The 18396-nt window shown below is 48.6% G+C and carries 18 protein-coding genes and 1 other RNA gene; 10 read left to right on the top strand and 9 right to left on the bottom strand.

The features are described from left to right. Nucleotides 1-24 precede the first annotated feature (24 nt). The 4 genes from METTU_RS08745 to sucC all read right to left on the bottom strand — a co-directional run bounded on the left by METTU_RS08745 (nt 25) and on the right by sucC (nt 4265). The gene (locus tag METTU_RS08745) at nt 25-867 is read right to left on the bottom strand and encodes a DUF4435 domain-containing protein (RefSeq protein WP_006891012.1); all 843 of its coding nucleotides are present in this window, start codon (nt 865-867) and stop codon (nt 25-27) included. Then, nucleotides 848-2140 (bottom strand): AAA family ATPase, encoded by a 1293-nt coding sequence (locus tag METTU_RS08740; protein WP_006891010.1) that lies wholly within the window; start codon nt 2138-2140, stop codon nt 848-850. The genes METTU_RS08745 and METTU_RS08740 overlap by 20 nt, the downstream gene beginning before the upstream one ends. Before the next feature lie 95 nt (nt 2141-2235). Next, nucleotides 2236-3102 carry a succinate--CoA ligase subunit alpha gene (sucD, locus tag METTU_RS08735; RefSeq protein WP_006891008.1) on the bottom strand — a complete coding sequence of 289 codons (867 nt, stop codon included), beginning with the start codon at nt 3100-3102 and terminating at the stop codon, nt 2236-2238. Continuing rightward, entirely contained in the window at nt 3099-4265 is a 1167-nt protein-coding gene (gene sucC, locus METTU_RS08730) for an ADP-forming succinate--CoA ligase subunit beta (protein ID WP_006891007.1), read from the bottom strand. Before sucC ends, sucD begins: the two co-directional genes overlap by 4 nt. Nucleotides 4266-4401: 136 nt before the next feature. Between sucC and METTU_RS08725 the strand changes: the two genes are divergently transcribed. From METTU_RS08725 to METTU_RS08705, 5 genes are all read left to right on the top strand, one after another. Continuing rightward, a complete protein-coding gene (locus METTU_RS08725; protein WP_040580274.1) occupies nt 4402-6030 on the top strand; it encodes a sensor histidine kinase in 1629 nt (542 codons plus the stop codon). Beyond that, nucleotides 6027-7370, top strand: a complete 1344-nt coding sequence (locus METTU_RS08720) for a sigma-54-dependent transcriptional regulator (protein WP_006891004.1) — start codon at nt 6027-6029, stop codon at nt 7368-7370. Before METTU_RS08725 ends, METTU_RS08720 begins: the two co-directional genes overlap by 4 nt. 209 nt (nt 7371-7579) lie before the next feature. Next, a complete protein-coding gene (locus METTU_RS08715; RefSeq protein ID WP_006891003.1) occupies nt 7580-8860 on the top strand; it encodes a SpoIIE family protein phosphatase in 1281 nt (426 codons plus the stop codon). 16 nt (nt 8861-8876) lie between these two features. Next, complete coding sequence (locus METTU_RS08710) at nt 8877-9431, top strand: SiaB family protein kinase (RefSeq protein WP_006891002.1); 555 nt, start codon at nt 8877-8879, stop codon at nt 9429-9431. A 9-nt stretch (nt 9432-9440) separates the two neighbouring features. After that, nucleotides 9441-9827, top strand: a complete 387-nt coding sequence (locus tag METTU_RS08705) for a DUF1987 domain-containing protein (RefSeq protein ID WP_006891001.1) — start codon at nt 9441-9443, stop codon at nt 9825-9827. Nucleotides 9828-10058: 231 nt separating this feature from the next. Here the strand turns inward: METTU_RS08705 and METTU_RS08700 are convergent, their stop codons facing one another. The 5 genes from METTU_RS08700 to METTU_RS08680 all read right to left on the bottom strand — a co-directional run bounded on the left by METTU_RS08700 (nt 10059) and on the right by METTU_RS08680 (nt 15178). Next, entirely contained in the window at nt 10059-10640 is a 582-nt protein-coding gene (locus METTU_RS08700) for a hypothetical protein (RefSeq protein WP_006891000.1), read from the bottom strand. 217 nt (nt 10641-10857) lie between these two features. After that, nucleotides 10858-12078, bottom strand: a complete 1221-nt coding sequence (locus METTU_RS08695; protein WP_006890998.1) for a UbiH/UbiF/VisC/COQ6 family ubiquinone biosynthesis hydroxylase — start codon at nt 12076-12078, stop codon at nt 10858-10860. A gap of 4 nt (nt 12079-12082) precedes the next feature. Further along, on the bottom strand, nt 12083-13294 hold the full coding sequence (gene ubiH, locus METTU_RS08690) for a 2-octaprenyl-6-methoxyphenyl hydroxylase (RefSeq protein ID WP_006890997.1): 1212 nt from the start codon (nt 13292-13294) through the stop codon (nt 12083-12085). Then, a complete protein-coding gene (pepP, locus tag METTU_RS08685; RefSeq protein ID WP_006890996.1) occupies nt 13294-14604 on the bottom strand; it encodes a Xaa-Pro aminopeptidase in 1311 nt (436 codons plus the stop codon). Before pepP ends, ubiH begins: the two co-directional genes overlap by 1 nt. A 61-nt stretch (nt 14605-14665) precedes the next feature. Then, nucleotides 14666-15178: a UPF0149 family protein gene (locus METTU_RS08680; protein ID WP_006890994.1), complete on the bottom strand. Its 513-nt coding sequence runs from the start codon at nt 15176-15178 to the stop codon at nt 14666-14668. Nucleotides 15179-15325: 147 nt separating this feature from the next. Here METTU_RS08680 and METTU_RS08675 point away from each other — a divergent pair, with 147 nt between their 5' ends. From METTU_RS08675 to METTU_RS08660, 5 genes are all read left to right on the top strand, one after another. Next, on the top strand, nt 15326-15547 hold the full coding sequence (locus tag METTU_RS08675; protein WP_006890988.1) for a TIGR02449 family protein: 222 nt from the start codon (nt 15326-15328) through the stop codon (nt 15545-15547). After that, nucleotides 15544-15843 (top strand): cell division protein ZapA, encoded by a 300-nt coding sequence (locus tag METTU_RS08670; protein ID WP_006890987.1) that lies wholly within the window; start codon nt 15544-15546, stop codon nt 15841-15843. Before METTU_RS08675 ends, METTU_RS08670 begins: the two co-directional genes overlap by 4 nt. Nucleotides 15844-15864: 21 nt before the next feature. After that, nucleotides 15865-16044, top strand: a non-coding RNA gene (ssrS, locus tag METTU_RS22360) — 6S RNA. Nucleotides 16045-16073: 29 nt separating this feature from the next. Continuing rightward, a complete protein-coding gene (locus METTU_RS08665; RefSeq protein WP_040579721.1) occupies nt 16074-16532 on the top strand; it encodes an EVE domain-containing protein in 459 nt (152 codons plus the stop codon). Between the two features lie 442 nt (nt 16533-16974). Further along, nucleotides 16975-18396 carry a mannose-1-phosphate guanylyltransferase/mannose-6-phosphate isomerase gene (locus METTU_RS08660; RefSeq protein ID WP_040579720.1) on the top strand — a complete coding sequence of 474 codons (1422 nt, stop codon included), beginning with the start codon at nt 16975-16977 and terminating at the stop codon, nt 18394-18396.

Below are 18396 nucleotides of genomic sequence, written 5' to 3'. Positions count from 1 at the left end.
GCAGAAAGCGAAGAAAGATAACACTTATGGTACTGAAAACAGTAGTTGTCCGGTTTTAATTTCCCAGTCTTTAAGAAGGTTGTAAAGATTTGTAGTAGCAAAATCTTCTTTGCGATAAGCGATGCGTAAAGCTTTACCAATATCAGTGTCTTTGAAATTTTTAGTTCCAGCGGTGTGATTTTTTACATGGTGTGCAAACGCTTTCTCGAAATCATGCCCATTACATAAGTTATAGTGATCGGAAATGTCAGCAATCTTCAGATCAATTTCATCCGGTTGAAGAGAGCGTTTTTTGTTTGGCGAACGAGCTTCAATTTCTTGAATACACATTATTTTATTAAGTGTTAATTCAATTGAGTCGTAGAACTTATCTAAATCAATGCCACTAAAATTCAACTTCAAGTCTTCGATATTGTTGAGCCAACGGATACCACCAAGAAATACCAAAGACGCTAAAAGCTCACGACGAAAATCTATAAAACGAGCGCGTTTAAGAGAGAGATATTCAGCCACAATTGATTCGAAAGCCGTATCACAAGATGACAGCATCATCTCCGCATCATGGACATCTGTTAAAAACAGACCATTTGTTGTTTCCTGTTTGTTATCCAAATGCAGAAAGTCTGCATCGCGAATTCCAAGAATTTGGTTGGTTTCTAAAATTAATATGGATAAGGTTTTGCGTAAGTTTTCGACACCGCCATGTACCATTTCAATTTTTGTGTTATTGCCATCAATCAATTTTGCATAGAGTTTTTGATCGGTTTCGCCTTCGACCAAAACCCAGAGATAGTTTTTCCCTATTGGATGTCTACGCGCTTGGCGAATTTCACCTACCGTATCAATCTCACTTAGATAGCGCTGCATCACGTAATTCCTCTAAATCAACAGTCAAATCCCAATGATTGTTTATGATCTGCGGGGAATGCGTGGCGACAACAATGTTTATTTTTTGTAGTTCGATGATTTTGAACAGGTCGTCGAGAAATTGTTTTTGCCAAACAACATGTAGCGAAAGTTCCGGCTCATCAATCAATACCAAAGTTCCTGGCTTAACTTTGAACAATAGTTCATAAAGCAACACTACTTCCTGTTGTTCACCTGAAGATAAGTCACCCAACGCTAATGGCTTTGCTAGGTCAGTACTGAATTTAAAACCATCTTCTTTGGAAATATCTATACGTTTAAAAGTAAACCGACGTTCGTTTAGTATTCCAGTAAATGCTTTTAGTTTGCCAAGAAGATCGGAAAATACCGCAAGTTTCTTTTCAGTATCATCAATATAAACATAAAGTGCCTTAGCATTTTCTGGTTTGTAAGTTGGATGGCTATCTTCTTTTATGTCGAAAAGCTCAAACTCACTTAATGATTTTTGTATTTCCCTAACTTTGTCAAAACGGTGTTTAAATTCTTCTTCAGAAATGTCTTGTTGTTGGTCGAAAAGACGACGAGGAAAACTGCTATCAAGCTCTTGATTAATTTGTGACGATTTTGCTAGTGTTTCTCTAATATTTTCACGAAGCTCTTTGGCATATTCTTCAATGGTTTTGCTAAAAGTATCAAATACTTCTTCTTCCATATAAGGACGACTGGAAAATTGTCTACGTCTAGGGCTAAGGACAGGAAGCAACAATCTTTGTTCACGAATAAAATATACTTCAGGAATTATTGGCAACCCTATTGCATGAATTGCAGCTGCAAATTCAGGAAAAATCGGTAGAAATTTCTGTAGCAGTGTTTCTGTGTTGTAAATATTATCAGTACGACGATCTAACCACTTATCAGCATCAAGGGGACGTAGAAAAGGCATATCCTTCAATATCTTTTGTAGCGCGCTATTAAATGACTTTCTATTCAAATGAACAGTTTTAGACTTACCTAATGTCTTTATCAAAACATCGTTATCATCTTCTTTTTGCAGCGTAATCACATTTCGATCAGAAAATTCCAAAACAATTTTCTTGAACAACAGCCCAATAAAAAAGGGGCCATTTTGTGTAGCTAACGCATCCAGTATTTTCAATACCGTGGTTTTACCGTAACCGTTCGGCCCAGTTAAAATGGTAATGCCTTCCTCTTTAAACTCGATGTCATAATCGAAAATATCAAATAACTTTTCGATTTTTATGCTTGTCAACATATTGATTCCAATATCAATTGAAGTGCCATTATCAAATTAAACGGCTATTTTTCGGACTAGCTGTAAAGCTAATCCGACATATTTTACTTTGAATTCTACAAACACCCCTTCATCGCCACGCCAATATCAGTCGGCGAACTCACCACTTCAATTCCCGCCGCTTTAAGTGCCGCCACTTTGCCTTCCGCCGTGCCTTTGCCGCCGGTGACTATCGCACCGGCATGGCCCATACGCTTTCCGGGAGGAGCGGTTTGTCCCGCAATATAAGCAACCACAGGCTTGGTGACATGGGCTTTGATATATTCTGCGGCCTCTTCCTCTTCGCCGCCGCCGATCTCGCCGACCATCACAATGCCTTTGGTCTGCTCGTCGGCTTGAAAACGGCTCAGCACATCGACGAAGTTCATGCCGTGTATCGGGTCGCCGCCGATGCCGACGCAGGTACTTTGTCCCAAGCCTTGCGCGGTGGTTTGATGTACCGATTCATAAGTCAATGTACCGGAGCGCGACACAATGCCGATCGATCCGGGCAGGTGAATATGTCCGGGCATGATGCCGATTTTGCATTCGCCCGGCGTGATCACGCCGGGGCAGTTGGGGCCGATCAGCAAAACGCCGGTGCCTTCCATCGCGGCCTTAACGCGTAGCATTTGCAAAATCGGAATACCTTCGGTGATGCAGACGATCAGTTTAATCCCGGCATCGACTGCTTCCAGAATCGCATCGGCAGCATAAAAAGGCGGTACGTAAATGACGCTGGCGGTTGCGCCGGTGCCGCTGACGGCATCCTGTACGGTGTTGAATACCGGCAAACCCAAATGGGTTTCGCCGCCGCGTTCCGGGGTTACGCCGCCGACTAATTGGGTGCCGTAGTCCAGCGCCTGCTGGGAATGAAAAGTGCCTTGTTTGCCGGTAAAGCCTTGGCAAATCACTTTAGTGTCTTTGTCGATTAAAATGCTCATGCGGCCTCCGCCAATGCTACGACTTGTTCTGCCGCGTGTGCCAAATCATCCGCCGCATAAAGATTCAATCCGGTGTTGCTTAGCAAGGCCCGGCCCTGTTCGGCATTGGTGCCTTCCAGACGTACCACCACCGGTACGGCGACATGAACCTGCTCGACAGCGGCTAAAATGCCCGCCGCGATAATATCGCACTGCACGATGCCGCCGAAAATATTCACCAATACCGCTTTGACGCTATGATCCGACAGGATCAGCTTGAACGCCTCGCAAACTTTTTCAACGCTGGTGCCGCCGCCGACATCAAGAAAATTGGCCGGTTGACCGCCTTTAAGCTTGACCAGATCCATGGTCGCCATGGCCAGCCCCGCACCGTTAACCATGCAGCCGATATTGCCTTCCAGGGTGATGTAATTCAGTCCGAATTGCTGGGCCTTGTTTTCTTTTTCATCTTCCTGATCGGCATCTTTCATCGCCCTTATATCGGGATGCACTTCGACCGCGTTATCGTCGAAATTGATCTTGGCATCCAGCGCTATCAGCTCGCCGTTGTCGGTTTCTATCAACGGATTAATTTCAATCTGGCTGGCATCCTTGGCTAAAAACAGGTCGTACAAGCCTTGCATGATTTTTCCCAGCGCTTTAATTTGCGAACCTTTAAGTCCCAATGCGTAAGCGACCTTCCGGCATTGATAGCCTTGTAAACCGGCGGCCGGATGGACGGGCACCGAGATAATCTGTTCAGGCGTTTCGTGGGCGACGGTTTCTATATCCATGCCGCCCGCAGACGAGGCAATAAAAATAATGCGCTCGCTGCCCCGGTCAACCAGTACGCTCAGATAGAGCTCGCGTTTGATCGGGTAGGTTTTTTCTATCAGTAATGAATTAATCGGCAAGCCTTCCGCGCCGGTCTGTTTGGTCACCAGCCGCTTTCCGAGCATGCCCCGGCTAAACTCGGCCACTTCAGCCGGCGTTTTGGCCAGCTTTACGCCGCCGACTTTGCCTCGCCCACCGGCATGAACCTGTGCTTTAACCACCCAACCGTCACCGCCCAGTTCTTTGGCAACCTGCTCGGCGCTTTCCGGCGTGGTCGCCTGCTTTCCATCAGGCACAGGTATGGAGTAATGCAAAAACAACTGTTTAGCCTGATATTCATGAATATTCATTAAATGACTCCTTGGATTAACCGGCAAAGTCCGGCGAGGGTATTTTTCACACACAGATGACAACTAAATGCTACGATTAAAGGCCTTATTGAGCATTTTAACGAAGTCCCTGCAAAACGCCATTTTAAAAATAAACATGCCGGCAAATACCCACGAGACCATCTTTCCCTGTCCTTTTTCCAAGGGTTACGGCATTCCCGCCCAACAAGCCTGGATATTGTTAAAGGTTTTTTTAGGCTATCGACTTGTCCTGGCCGGCCTATTTGTTACGTTGTTTTACAGTTACACGGATGCTTCATTACTCGGCGCTTACGACAGTAAATTATTCACTTACAGCAGCCAAAGCTACTTGATACTCTCGATCCTGTCCGGTATCTGCATAACCTGGCGACTGACCAGTTACGCCACCCAAGCGCAACTGCTTATTTTTAGCGATATACTCATCCTGACCTTGATTATGCACGCTTCCGGCGGCATTAACAGCGGCATGGGCACTTTGCTTGCCGTATCCATCGCCGCAGGCGGCTTATTGATTGGCGGTCGCTGCGCGATGTTATTTGCCGCACTGGCCAGTTTGGCCGTGTTGACCGAACAAGTCGTTGCCGATTACACGCACAGTTTTAATTCGACTTCTTATGCCAATGCCGGGATGCTGGGAGCTGCCTTTTTCACCATTGCCTTGCTGTCGTATATCCTCGCCAAACGTAGCGAACAGATATTTCAGCTTGCCGATCAACAAAAACAAACCATCATTAAGCTGGAAGACCTCAACAAGTATATTATCCAGCATCTGCAATCGGGCATCATTATCGCCAACAAGCAGCAAGCCATTCAGATGGCCAATGAAGCGGCATTGCGACTGGCAAATCTATCGACACTGCCGGTCAAGCTTGGCGATATTTCGGCATATTTAGCTGAAGCTTTTCAAACCTGGTTATCCGATCCCGAACAAAATCTTGTGCTGCTGCAACTGCCGAACCAGTCCGAAATCCATAGCCGATTCATGCCCCTGCCGACCGGTCATGAATTTTTTTACATGATTATTCTTGAGGATATTGCGCTTTATAACCAACAGGTGCAGCAAAGCAAGCTCGCATCGCTGGGACGGCTTACCGCCAGTATCGCCCACGAAATACGCAACCCGTTAGGCGCCATCAGTCACGCAGGACAATTACTCTCGGAAAATCCGCAGTTATCCGTCCAGGACCGGCGGCTGACGGAAATCATCCAGACCCACTCGGTCCGCGTCAACCATATCATTGAGGACATCTTACAGCTGTCCAGAAGAACCGATTCAAGGCGGGAAAAGATTCGGCTAAAGCCCTGGCTGGATAATTACCTGAAAAATTTCACGCTTGAGCATGCCGTTAATGTGGATGCATTCCAGCTTTTGTACCCTGATGAATCTTTATGCGCGTTTATAGACCCAGGTCATTTAAGGCAGATTACCGACAACCTGTGCCGGAATGCGCTGAAATACGGCAAGCCTGAGGCCGGGCCCATAATATTACGCGCTTTTGCCCTGCAACAGGCGCCTTGCATAGAGGTCATTGATAACGGTTCCGGCATCAGCCGCGAACACCAGAGCCACCTGTTTGAGCCCTTTTTTACCACCTCTTCCAGCGGTACGGGATTAGGACTTTATATCTCAAAAGAGTTAGCCGAATTAAATCAGGCAAAATTGAGCTATTATTTAACCGACGATAGCCGGAGCTGTTTCCGGCTCTGCTTGCTGAATGCGGAACAGACCTTAATTGACCTATGAATAAACCACTGGCATTGATTGTAGACGACGAACCCGATATCCGTGAGCTGTTGGAAATCACCCTTAACAGGATGAGTATCCGGACAGCCTGCGCTGAGAATATCGCTCAAGCCAAGGCATTATTGAAGCAAGAGTCCTGCGATCTTTGCCTGACCGATATGAAATTGCCGGACGGCAACGGTCTGGAACTGGTTGACTTTATACAAACGCTGTCCGCGCCGATACCGGTCGCCGTGATTACCGCGCACGGCAATATGGAGTCGGCCATTCTGGCGATGAAAAAAGGAGCTTTCGATTTCGTTTCCAAGCCGTTTGATTTACCCGGATTGAGGCTGCTCATTAACAATGCCTTAAAACTTTCCGATGCCGGCACCACCAAAGAAAGACGAACCCGGCACACGCTGCTGGGCGAATCGTTAATCATGCAGGAGATCAGGGCAAAAATAGGGAAACTCGCCCGCAGCCAAGCGCCGGTTTATATCAGCGGCGAGTCGGGCTCAGGCAAAGAGCTGGTTGCAAAGTTGATTCATCAGCAAAGCTCCCGTAGCGATCATGCTTTTGTAGCGATTAACTGCGGCGCGATCCCGCACGACCTGATGGAAAGTGAATTCTTCGGTCATAAAAAAGGCAGTTTTACCGGTGCCGTCAGCGACAAAAAAGGCTTATTCCAGGCCGCAGAAGGCGGCACTCTATTTCTTGATGAAGTTGCCGATTTGCCCCTGTCCCTGCAAGTCAAACTACTGCGCGCCATACAGGAAAAGAAAATTCGCCCGGTCGGCGACCAGCAGGAAATTCCGGTCGATATTCGTTTGCTCAGCGCCACGCATCGAAACCTTAACGACATGGTTCGGGATGGCAGCTTCAGGCAGGATTTATATTACCGGATCAATGTCATCGATCTTCATGTTCCACCCTTGCGAGAGCGGCCTGGCGATATACCCGCCCTTGTCGAGCATATATTGGCCAAACTGACGGGCGCCAACAAACAGGATAGGCCGGTCTTATCGGCATCCGCATTAGCGGCATTGCAGAAGTATCATTTTCCGGGCAATGTTCGGGAGCTTGAAAATATCATGGAAAGAGCCCTTGCGCTGTATGACGGCAACAACATAGAGAGTGATGATTTGAACCTACCGATAGATGCGCATAAAGCGGCTAAATCGCCGGAATATAGCCCGGTTTTGGGGTCATTGGAGGATCACCTGGAAGGCATTGAAAGAAAAGCCATTACCCTGGTGCTGGAAGAAAATGAAGGGGACAAAACAGCGGCTGCCAAACAGCTGGGGTTATCTTTCAGATCGTTACGCTATCGTTTGAAACAGCTGGATATGGATCATTAATAGCGGATCAAGGCAAAACTTCACCGATACTCCCACCCCTCTGAAAGTACGTTGGTAAATATTTCATTGCAACCCCCTGACACACAAAGGCAGTCAAAAATGTGAGCTGCTCGGCATTTTTGATCGGATAGCTACAGCAAAGTTCTGATTCATCATATTGTCATAAAAGTAATTTATCGTTGCCTAATTTCCAGCACAAAGGCAAATCAATGTTTGACCAATCCTTATTAAACCAATCGAAAGCGGGACTGTCCGAAATCGAGGCAGAATATATTGCCAGCAGTCTTCTAAAAGTCTGTTCCACGGTATCGCCCCAGCAAACCAATAGTGAAGTGACCGCGCTGTTGGACGAGCAGCGAGACCTGATTTCTGTTGCCGTGGTAGAAAATGGCAGGCCGATTGGTTTGATTAGTCGCAATATTTTTATGGAAGGCATGGCCAAACCTTTCCACCATGATTTGTTCGACCGAAAAAGCTGCATTGCGTTCATGGACAAAGATCCGCTCATTGTCGATCAAAACATGAGCATTCAAACGCTCAGTTTTAAGGTGTTGGGTTCCGGTCGCAAAACCATCAACGACGGGTTTGTTATCACCGATGAAAACGGCGATTACCTGGGGCTCGGCACCGGCGAAGATTTAATTAGGGTCGTTTCTTTTTTACAGGCGGAAAAAAACCGGCTGGTAACAGAAAGCATTAATTACGCAAGCATCATCCAAAAATCCTTCCTGCGTTCGTCAAGAGAAGACATGAGCGCTGTATTGCAAGACTACTTTATGCATTGGGAGCCGCGCGACAAAGTAGGCGGCGACTATTATTTCTGCAAAAAATTCGATGACGGTTTCTTTCTTGCGTTGATCGATTGCACCGGGCATGGCGTTCCCGGCGCCTTTATGACGCTGATTATGGCGTCTTTTCTCGATCATATCCTGCATGAAGATAATCGTCACGACCCTGCCGGCGCGCTGGCGATAATGAATAAAAAGGTCAAGATGGCGCTTGGCCAGATAAACGAGACGGCCACTGACGGCATTGACATCGACAGGTTTTCTTCAGCGCAGAGCGGGCAATCCGATGACGGCATGGACACGGCTTTCTGCTGGGTCAATACGCAAAACGGTACGCTTACTTATGCCGGGGCCAAAACCCCCTTGTTTTATATAGGCAACTCCTCATCCGAAGTGCAGTTGCTGGATCCGGATCGTAAAGGCGTCGGCTATATTGACACGCCGATGGATTATGAATGGACCAACCAGCAGCTCCCATTAACAAAAGGGATGTGCCTTTATCTGACCACCGACGGGATCATCGATCAGATTGGCGGGTTAAAAAAGATCGCGTTTGGCAAAAAACGCTTTTCGGCCCTACTTCAGGATAATTACCTCAAACCCATGCCGGAGCAGGAGTCTATTATCATGCAAGCCTATTATGACTATCAGGGAAAGCAGAAGCGGCGCGACGATGTATCTCTGATGGGATTCAGATTTTAATTAACCGGGGAATTTTATGCTTATCGATCTGTTTACCGTATTCCGCGAAGAGGCTGATGCTAACGGTATTGTTTTTTATTACAGCGGTATCCTTTCACAGAATGTCATCATAACCATGAGTGACTCTTTAAAACAAAAACTGCAAATTCAGGATGAAAAGGGAGCCAGATCCCGCAAGGTGTTCTCCACTTTTATCGAAATGATACAAAATGCGCTGCACTATTCACCCGGTGCGCCCGATTCTGACGACACCAAGGAAGGCTCTATCATTGTCGGCAAAAAAGAAGATAAATATTTTATTATCTGTGCAAATTTTATTCAAAAACAGCATGAAACGCGCATCCGCGAGAAAATTGATCCGATCCTGGAAATGAGCGCCGACGAAATCAGGCAAGCTTATCGTACGCAATTGAAAAATGATCAGCACAGTGACGACACGATCAGTAAAGGTGCGGGTCTTGGATTTTTAACACTGGCAAGAGATTCAATCGAACCTATCCAATACGCTATCAGAGATGCAATAGGGTATGAAAATGAACTGTCTTGCTTTTATCTCAAAGCTACTATTTAAGGAACTATCATGACCGACATCTACATTCCAGCCACTTCCGATACACCTGAAATCAACTTTAAATTTTCAAGCAACACGCTGAGTATGTCCGGTGAAGCATACCCTGAAAACGGCGTTGAATTTTTCCGTCCTATCCTTCGGCAATTGCAAAGTCATTTAACATCGCTCAACGGCGACGCTATTGAATTTAATTTTCAGCTCACTTATTTCAACAGTGTCAGCACTAAAATTTTTTTTAGCATGTTTGAATTATTAAACGAATACGCCAAAGCCCATCCCAATTGCGTTTTGTTAAACTGGCATCATGATGAAGACGACGACACGATTCTGGAATTAGGTCAGGACATACAGGAAGACTTTACCTGGATCGATTTCAACGCGGTCGTGCTAGCGTAATTATTCGGCCCGGCCTCGTTTCCAGGCCGAGTCATGATCTACGGTGATGACTGACTGGAATCGCAAAGCCCGCTTTTCGGTTCCAGTCATTGCGCTTGGTGACGCAGAGCGTCTAAGTCACGCGTAAGGAGGGGGGGGTTATGAGGCAGCTAAGATAACCGCGCTTTGCAGATCAATAAAAAAAGGGAGACCATCCTGCCTCCCTTTCATACACGGTCAATGACCTAAGTCTTATGCCTTATATTGATCCATGGCTTCCAGTTTTGCTATGGCCTCTTTTATTTTTGCGTCAATCTCGGCATTCAATTCACTAGCGGTATAGACTTTTTCCAATAAACCTTCGGTAACCAAGGCGTCTTTTATCCAGCGTTTGGTGAACCGGTAATTGCTATACGCCGTGACAACATCTCCTGTTTTTGGATCTTTTAATCCGGCGCTCTTTGCCGCGACAGCAGCGGGTTTTTTAGCTGTTGCGGATTTGGCTGGGGCCGCCTTTGTGGTTTTAGTCGCCGCAGGTTTGGCCGCTGCCTTGGTCGCAGTCGCTTTAGTTGCTGCCGGTTTGGCTGCTACAGGCGGCACTGCTTTAGTTGCCGCAGCCTTAGGTGCAACAGTTTTAGCTTCTGCCGGTTTAATTGCCGCCGGTTTTTCTTTGGTAACGGCAACTTGGGGCTTTGGCTGTTCCACGGCTGCTGCCTGTGGTTCAGGTTTTGCGGCCGGTGCTTTGGATTTAGCAGTTGCTTTCTGTTCGTCTATAATCGCATAAACAACATAGGCAACAAAAATAGTAGTTAATATAAACAACCCTTCAATCATAATGGCTCTCCACCTCTTTAAAAGTTAATTTTTTTATCACTGCTTTGAAATTAAGCGTCGCCGGTTAGCAGGTCAGCTTTCGTTCACACCCCTTACCTATAATTCAAGCAGGTAAACCGTACCGCTAGTGCCGGAATATACCAGAAGCCTGTGTGCAGGGAAAACTCTAATTCGAAAAAACGTAAATCTGTCCGATACTTAGGGATAAGCCCGGCGATTACCAGCATATTTGCCTTTGTGCCAGTTTAGGTAAATCGTCACGCAAGCCCATGGCGTAACGGTTAAAATAAGCCTTGACCCATGCCGAGTTATTAACCCTATTCATTCCCGCCGAGCGCAAGCCGACCAAGGGCTGCGCGGTTACGCCATAGGTCCTGTTCAGCACGTCCATGCTCGACATCATCATCAGGTTATCGCCTTTACGCCAGCGCTCATAACGACGCAGGAAGCGCGAGCTGGATAACGGTCTTTTTTCCTGTCGGGTCTGGATTACCAGCTCCGCAATCGCTGCGGCATCCAACAACCCGGCATTCACGCCTTGTCCGGCCAGAGGATGCATGGCATGGGCGGCATCGCCGCACAGCGCGAAACGTTGGTCGACATAGCGGTTTGCGTATTGAAAGCGTAAAGGAAATGCGGCGCGGGGGCCGACGTCCAGCATCTTGCCCAGAATACCGCCTGAAGCTTGTTCCAGAACTTGCAGGAAGTCTTGATCGGCAAGCGCCAGATGGCTTTTTGATGTTTCCGAGCTCAGGGTCCAAACTATCGAACACTGTCCGTTTTTCAGCGGCAAAAAAGCCAATGGCCCTTCATCCAGAAAACGTTGCCAGGCGGTGAACTGATGACTCTTCTCAGTGCTTACCGTAGCGACCAATCCATCCTGATGATAGTCCCAGCCGGTAACGTCGATACCTGCCATCGCTCTTAATGTGGAGTCGCGTCCGTCTGCTGCAATCACCAGATCGGCCTCAAGGATTCGGCCGTCTTCCAGTCGCAACTGCCTGCTACTTTCGTTAAGCTGCATATCGACGACTTTTGCAGGTGTAATGCAAGTGGCCGAGGGCAAGCTGTCCAGCACATCCCAAAGGGCGGCAACGGTAACCCGGTTTTCGACCAAATGGCCGAGTTCATTAAATTCGGTGTCGGCGCAATCAAAATGCAATTCCCCGTCGGCACGAGCATCCCATACCCGCATATCGCGGTAAGCGCAAACGCCGCGTTGCACCATGCCCGGCCAAGCGCCCACCATTTCAAGGATGTTCTGGGAGGCTTTGGTTAGTGCGGAGACGCGAATATCGATAGGTTCCGGCGGCCACTGCCGTTCCGGGTTAAACCGTTCCAACAGCGCAACCTTGATGCCACCATGCGCCAGAGCGCAAGCCGTTGCCGCGCCTACCATACCGCCGCCGCAGACGATGACTTCATAACGTTCGGTCATTGTTCTATCTCCTGCTACCCAGCCGGGGCAAGTGCCCGGCTAAGCCCATGGCATGGCGTGTAAGCAATGCTTTTGCGGCGGGAATATGATCCAGCACCGCCAGGCCGATATTCCTGGCGGCAGCCAATGCCAGCCAGTCATTGGAAAAAATCCGCACCACCGTATCGGTAAAGCCGATGGTTCGGTCATGATCTGTCTGCCTGGATTCGGCGTAAGCCGTTAAAAAATCGGCGGCGCCTATATCCTGACCCGTTTCATGTTGCTTGATGATCATCTCGGCCAGTTGCACAACGTCGCGCAGACCCAGGTTAAACCCTTGCCCTGCAACCGGATGCAGCTGATGCACCGCATTGCCGATGACCACGGTTCGGGCTGCGATCATTTTTTCGGCGCGAATCAGCGACAACGGGAACGCCCGCCGGGGAGCCGCCAAACCAAGCTCGCCCAGCCTATAACCGAAGCACTGCTGAAGTTCGGCTAAAAAATCCGTCTCGCTGCCGGACATCAATGCATCGGCATCTTCGCTGCTGCGCGTCCAGACCACGGCGCAATGATTGCTATCGACCGGCAACAAGGCCAGCGGCCCTGAAGCGGTAAAACGCTCGAACGCGGTATTCTTATGGGGCAGGGATGATTTAATCGTGGTGACCAGCGCGGTTTGTCCGTACTCGGTGATGTGTTGGTTTATTTCCAGCAACTTGCGGACCGAGGAGTTGCCGCCGTCCGCACCGACCAGCAGTTTGGCCGAAACATTTAGCGGTTCATCGCCGCGTTTCAGGCTGATATTGACGGCGTCATTACCGGCCATCAAACCGACCAGTCGGGCAGGGCAGATCAGTTCTATATCGGACTCGGCAACAAGCCTAGCGACATGTGTTTCAATGTCCCGCGCGGTAATGACGTAGCCCAGCGCCGCCACATTCTCTTTGTGCGCCGAAAGCCTGACTTTGCCGAAATGGCCTTGATCGGAAATATGGATGTCTTTGATTGCGGTGGCGGCCTGGCTGATGCCCTGCCAGATACCCAGCGACTCAAGCATTTTTACGGTACCGGCGGCTAAAGCCAAGGCCCGGTCGCCGGCGGGGGAGTCATGGTGTTGTTCGCGGGTACTGGCTTCAACTATCGCAATCTTCAGCCCGGTTTCTTTTAACGCCAGAGCCAGACAGTTACCTGCCAAGCCGCCGCCGGCAATTAATAAGTCGTAATCATGTTGCATCAGCTCGCCTGCATTAAGCTTTCAATTTCCGCAATGGTCTTGGGCGCGCCGCCGGTCAAAATCTCATGTCCTTCGGCGGTTACCAGAACATCGTCTTCAATGCGTATGCCTATGCCGCGCCATTGCTCGTCAACGGTCAGGCAATCCGCGGGGATATACAAGCCCGGTTCGATGGTTAGCACCATGCCGGGTTCCAGCAAGCGCCATTCCTTATCCAGTTTGTAGTCGCCGACATCATGCACATCCATGCCTAGCCAGTGGCCGATCCGGTGCATGTAAAACTGTTTGTATTTTTCATCCTTGATCAGCTTGGTTACTTTGCCTTTGAGCAGGCCCAGCGATACCAGTCCTTTGGTGAGCACCTCAACCGACGCGTCATGCGCCAGATGCCACGGCAGACCCGGCTTGATCTGTGCGATTGCCGCGGCCTGAGCATCCAGAACCAGTTGGTAAAGCTGTTTTTGCGGCTCGCTAAAACGCCCGGAAACCGGGAAAGTGCGGGTAATATCGGCGGCGTAATGGTCGCATTCCGCACCGGCATCAATCAACAGTAAATCGCCGCTTTTTAATTTATCGGCATTTTCAGTGTAATGCAGTACGCAGGCGTTTTTTCCTCCGGCGACAATCGAAGGATAAGCAACCGCGCGCAAGCCGTCCTGGATAAAGTTATAAATGATTTCGGCTTCTATCTGGTACTCATACAGACCGGCCTTGCATCTTTGCATGGCTTTGACATGAGCGTTGGCGGAAACGTCGGCGGCGCGACGCATCAGCTTGAGTTCTTCAGGGCTCTTGAACAGCCGCATTTCGTGCAGAATGTGCTCCAGCGAAGCCAGTTCGCCCGGCGCAGTAACGCCGCTTCTGGATTGGCTGCGGATATGATTTATCCAGACCAATAAGTTGTGATCGAGATCGGAATCGCGCCCGATCGGATAATAGACCTTGCCTTTGTCTTCCAATAAGCCCGGCAAAATATCATCCAGATCGTCGATCGGAAAGGAATCATCAGCCTTATAATGAACGGTAGCGCCTTCAAGACCTGCGTGCGCGCCCTCCCACAAGGCCTTTTTTTCATCGAATTCGCGGCAAAACAAGATGTATTCGCCTTGCTTGCGGCCGGGGATAAACACGGCCAGGGAATCCGGTTCATTAAAGCCGGTCAAATAATAAAAGTCGCTATCCTGCCGGAACGGGTAATTCACATCCCGGTTGCGAGCCCGGACTGCTGCGCTGCCTATCAGTGCAATATTGCCTTTGCCGATGTGCTGCATTAATTGCTTACGGCGTTTTTTAAATTCACTTTGTTTCATATTAAAATCAGGTTAAGGGCAAAAGACTAAGGGCCAAAGGTTCACGGAGATTTTTCGCCTTTCATCTTTCGCCTTTGTTATTCAATTCGCTCCGCAGCAGTAAAACAGCCGACCTCATGTATTCGGTAATTTCCATAAAATCACTCTCATCTTCTTCGCCTTCAGCCTCGGTATCCAGCTTGGTGAATTCGACAATGTCTTTTAGGATTTCGCCGGCTTCCCTGGATAAGTCGGAGGCGGCATGGGTAAAACCCACGCCCAATAAAAAGCCTTGGCACCAGTAGGTAAGCGCTTCAACCTGCTCACTCAATAATGCGTCATCACTGGGTAAAAGCAAGTCGAATTCAAAGTCATCGCTAACCAATAAGCTTCGCGTGTCCTCGAACAAGTGCATCAACGTCGCTCGGTCTTCATCGGTCAGCGGTGTCGCATGCTGAAACAACTCGGTTAACCACTGGGCACTTTGAGCCTGTTCGTTGGCGCACAACATGCCTGTCGCCATGCCGTGCGCTTGCCCCGCCGAAAGCTCGGCATCGCTTTGTACAACTATTGCATTAATTATTTGGTAAGTCATAAATTCCACATAATAATTTCACTATCGCGGACTAAAAATATCGCTTATGCTACCATGATCATTAACTTGGATAATATTTGTTAATCTTGAATCGCCCGGTAAATACGCAATATTTTACGTATCTCCTTGCAATAACCCAGTATCACCATGACACAATCAAATCAATCTTTAGAGTTAAAAGACCTCGAAGACAAGCTGGATCAGCTCATCGAGCAGTACACTCATGTAAAAAATGAAAACAGTTCGCTGAAAACCAAACAGGACTCATTAGTTCGGGAAAAAGCCAAGCTTTTGGAAAAAACCACGCTGGCCAGAACCCGGGTTGAAGCCATGATTACTCGTCTGAAAGCAATGGAGAACGGATCATGAACAAAAAACTCCAGCCGGTATCGCTGACCATCATGGGCAAAGAATACAAAATTGCCTGCGCACTTGACGAGCAAGGCGACCTGATCCAGTCGGCCCAACAGCTTGATACCCAAATGCGCCAAATGAGGGATTCCGGCAAGGTAGCCGGCGCCGACAGAATTGCAGTCATGGCGGCGCTCAATTTAGCTCACGAGTTGCAATTGATGAAAAGTCAAAATGCCATGCTCAACCAAACCTTGAGCGAATGCCTGGCGAAAATGGCACACAAGATAGAAAACGTTTTAGAAAATCAGTAAACACGCTAAACTATTAACTTGCATCTCCTGCGGCGTTCGAGAGTGTGCTGGGTGTTTCCTGAACCTGTTTTTACCCCGGGGGCGGATACCAGTATTGGTGAGCATGCCCGTTTTATACGGGAAGCCTGATTTACCGGCCATGTCCCCACTTGAACCTCCGGTTCAAGGACGAAAGCACATTACGGCGCAGGCGGGAGATGCACCATAACACTTCCCATAAAGAAATCCCCATGAACTACTGGCTAATGAAATCCGAACCCGATACGTTCGGGATTAATGATCTGTATAACAAACCTAACCAGACCGAACATTGGGACGGCGTGCGTAATTATCAGGCCAGGAATATGATGCGGGATGACATGAAGCTGGGCGACCGGGTTTTCTTCTATCATTCCAACTGCGAAATGCCGGGCATCGTCGGCATCATGGAAATCGTCAAAGAAGGCTATCCCGATTTTTCCGCGTTCGACCCGGATGACAAGCATTTTGATCCCAAAAGCGATCACGAACATCCCCGCTGGATGATGGTTGATGTTAAATACGTCAGAACCTTGTCCCGCACCATCACTCTCAAAGAATTAAAACACCAGGAAGAACTGGCAGGCCTCGCGCTGGTAAGACGCGGCAACCGATTATCCATAATGCCGGTGAGCAAAGGCGAGTGGGAGTTTATTCTTTCGCTGGAGTAAATCGGACGGAGTTTAAAGTTAAGTTCGGCGGCGGAAATATCTGAAAAGCTTCCGTTCCCTGTATTGCTTTACCTCCTACGTTCATGCGGGCAACGATGCGAGTAAATTTGCAATCCTCATCCTGAGTAGAGGAATTGTTGCGTTAATGAAGCTCGCGATGATACTGGTTTCAGGCCAGTCCAAGGGCGGTAAGGCCTAGCTAAATTGGCCTGTATATGAAACAATTAAATATTAATAGAGCTTGATAAAGACAAAATTATGCTTGTATGTGAGAGAACAGTTTTAAACGGCGTTTTAGTGATTCGAGTTACCCAATCGAAATTGTCGCGGTTGACCTTTCGACACTTCGCTAGTCTACTTCATGCGTTGTTCACAGCAACCGCTCCCTGCGTTGCTCTCCCTCCCTCATCTGGGGCATGCCTCCTGTATCCGTGTAGTCGGCATGTCTGAGAATAGTATGGGCAACAGTTATGCAATTATTCTTGCAGGTGGCAGCGGCAGTCGCCTCTGGCCGCTTTCGCGTACATTACGCCCAAAACAATTGCTTTCGCTCGATGGCGAGCAAACGTTGCTGCAACAAACGGCATGTCGTTTGCTCAAGCATGTGGGCGCTGGATGTTTGTTAACGGTGACGCATCAGGACCACAAGTTTGAGGTAAAAGGGCAGTTGGCCGAAATTGATGCCCTGCTTCCCGCGGCGGTATTAGCCGAACCTTGTGCCCGCAATACCCTGCCGGCGATTGCGTGGGCTGTTTGGGAAATTTTCAAGCAGGACCCGGAGGCGATGATTGGTGTTTTTCCTTCCGATCACGCGATTGGTGACGAACAAAGTTTTCTTTCGGCTTGGCGATCAGCCGAACTGGCGGCGGCGGAGGGTTATCTGGTATTGCTGGGCATCACGCCATCCGAACCGGCGACAGGTTACGGCTATATTCAGCCTGGCGCATCCCTAAAGCTTGATGTTGCAACTAACCCGATTTTGAACGTATCCAGTTTTGTTGAAAAACCGGATCTGGACAACGCCAAACGTTTTGTCGAAAGCGGCTATTTGTGGAACAGCGGCATGTTTGTATTCCGTGCAAATGATTTTATGCAACTACTGGAATGTCATCAGCCTGAAATTCACCTAGCAATGACCTCAATGCAGGGAGCTGCCGACGTCGAAGCCTCTTATGACCAGCTGCCGAACCTGTCTATCGATTACGGTTTGGCGGAAAAAGCTAAAAACGTGGCCGTAGTGCCTGTTTCCATGGACTGGAGCGATCTCGGCAGCTGGGAGTCGATTTATCAGCATCGCGCTAAAGATGAATCGGGAAATATAACGCAAGGGGATGTTCTGTCGCTGGATACGCAAGACAGTCTGCTATGGAGCTCGAATGGCCTGCTGGCTACGTTGGGCGTACGAAATATTGCCGTGATCCAAACGGCGGATGCAACGCTGATTTGTGATCGTAGCCGCACGGAAGACATTAAGCAACTGGTCGCGCAGGTGCAGAAAACTCATCCTCACCTGACTGAAACGCATTTGACGGTGCATCGTCCCTGGGGAATCTACAGGGTCTTGGAAGAAGGTCCCAATTTCAAGATCAAGTGCATCATCGTCAATCCCGGCGCCAAGCTCTCCATGCAAATGCATAAACACCGCTCCGAGCACTGGGTTGTGGTGTCAGGCACCGCTAAAATTACCAATGGTACGCAGGAAATCCAGTTGGAGGCGAACCAATCAACTTATATTCCCAAGACCCACCGACATCGTCTGGAAAATCCCGGTCGTCTTCCGTTGCAAATTATCGAGGTGCAATGCGGCGAGTATGTGGGAGAAGACGATATTGTGCGTTTCGACGACACCTACGACAGAACATAA

The sequence above is a fragment of the Methylobacter tundripaludum SV96 genome (genome assembly GCF_000190755.2).
GTDB classification, from domain to species: Bacteria; Pseudomonadota; Gammaproteobacteria; order Methylococcales; family Methylomonadaceae; genus Methylobacter_A; species Methylobacter_A tundripaludum.
The sequence above is the reverse complement of the archived record's forward strand: the minus strand, read 5'-3'. Positions and strand labels throughout refer to the sequence as shown.

Bases quoted from the DNA above. Each gene is read 5' to 3' on its own strand.
- METTU_RS08745 (WP_006891012.1), bottom strand. From the start codon at position 867: ATGCAGCGCTATCTAAGTGAGATTGATACGGTAGGTGAAATTCGCCAA.
- METTU_RS08740 (WP_006891010.1), bottom strand. From the start codon at position 2,140: ATGTTGACAAGCATAAAAATCGAAAAGTTATTTGATATTTTCGATTAT.
- sucD (WP_006891008.1), bottom strand. From the start codon at position 3,102: ATGAGCATTTTAATCGACAAAGACACTAAAGTGATTTGCCAAGGCTTT.
- sucC (WP_006891007.1), bottom strand. From the start codon at position 4,265: ATGAATATTCATGAATATCAGGCTAAACAGTTGTTTTTGCATTACTCC.
- METTU_RS08725 (WP_040580274.1), top strand. From the start codon at position 4,402: ATGCCGGCAAATACCCACGAGACCATCTTTCCCTGTCCTTTTTCCAAG.
- METTU_RS08720 (WP_006891004.1), top strand. From the start codon at position 6,027: ATGAATAAACCACTGGCATTGATTGTAGACGACGAACCCGATATCCGT.
- METTU_RS08715 (WP_006891003.1), top strand. From the start codon at position 7,580: ATGTTTGACCAATCCTTATTAAACCAATCGAAAGCGGGACTGTCCGAA.
- METTU_RS08710 (WP_006891002.1), top strand. From the start codon at position 8,877: ATGCTTATCGATCTGTTTACCGTATTCCGCGAAGAGGCTGATGCTAAC.
- METTU_RS08705 (WP_006891001.1), top strand. From the start codon at position 9,441: ATGACCGACATCTACATTCCAGCCACTTCCGATACACCTGAAATCAAC.
- METTU_RS08700 (WP_006891000.1), bottom strand. From the start codon at position 10,640: ATGATTGAAGGGTTGTTTATATTAACTACTATTTTTGTTGCCTATGTT.
- METTU_RS08695 (WP_006890998.1), bottom strand. From the start codon at position 12,078: ATGACCGAACGTTATGAAGTCATCGTCTGCGGCGGCGGTATGGTAGGC.
- ubiH (WP_006890997.1), bottom strand. From the start codon at position 13,294: ATGCAACATGATTACGACTTATTAATTGCCGGCGGCGGCTTGGCAGGT.
- pepP (WP_006890996.1), bottom strand. From the start codon at position 14,604: ATGAAACAAAGTGAATTTAAAAAACGCCGTAAGCAATTAATGCAGCAC.
- METTU_RS08680 (WP_006890994.1), bottom strand. From the start codon at position 15,178: ATGACTTACCAAATAATTAATGCAATAGTTGTACAAAGCGATGCCGAG.
- METTU_RS08675 (WP_006890988.1), top strand. From the start codon at position 15,326: ATGACACAATCAAATCAATCTTTAGAGTTAAAAGACCTCGAAGACAAG.
- METTU_RS08670 (WP_006890987.1), top strand. From the start codon at position 15,544: ATGAACAAAAAACTCCAGCCGGTATCGCTGACCATCATGGGCAAAGAA.
- METTU_RS08665 (WP_040579721.1), top strand. From the start codon at position 16,074: ATGAACTACTGGCTAATGAAATCCGAACCCGATACGTTCGGGATTAAT.
- METTU_RS08660 (WP_040579720.1), top strand. From the start codon at position 16,975: ATGTCTGAGAATAGTATGGGCAACAGTTATGCAATTATTCTTGCAGGT.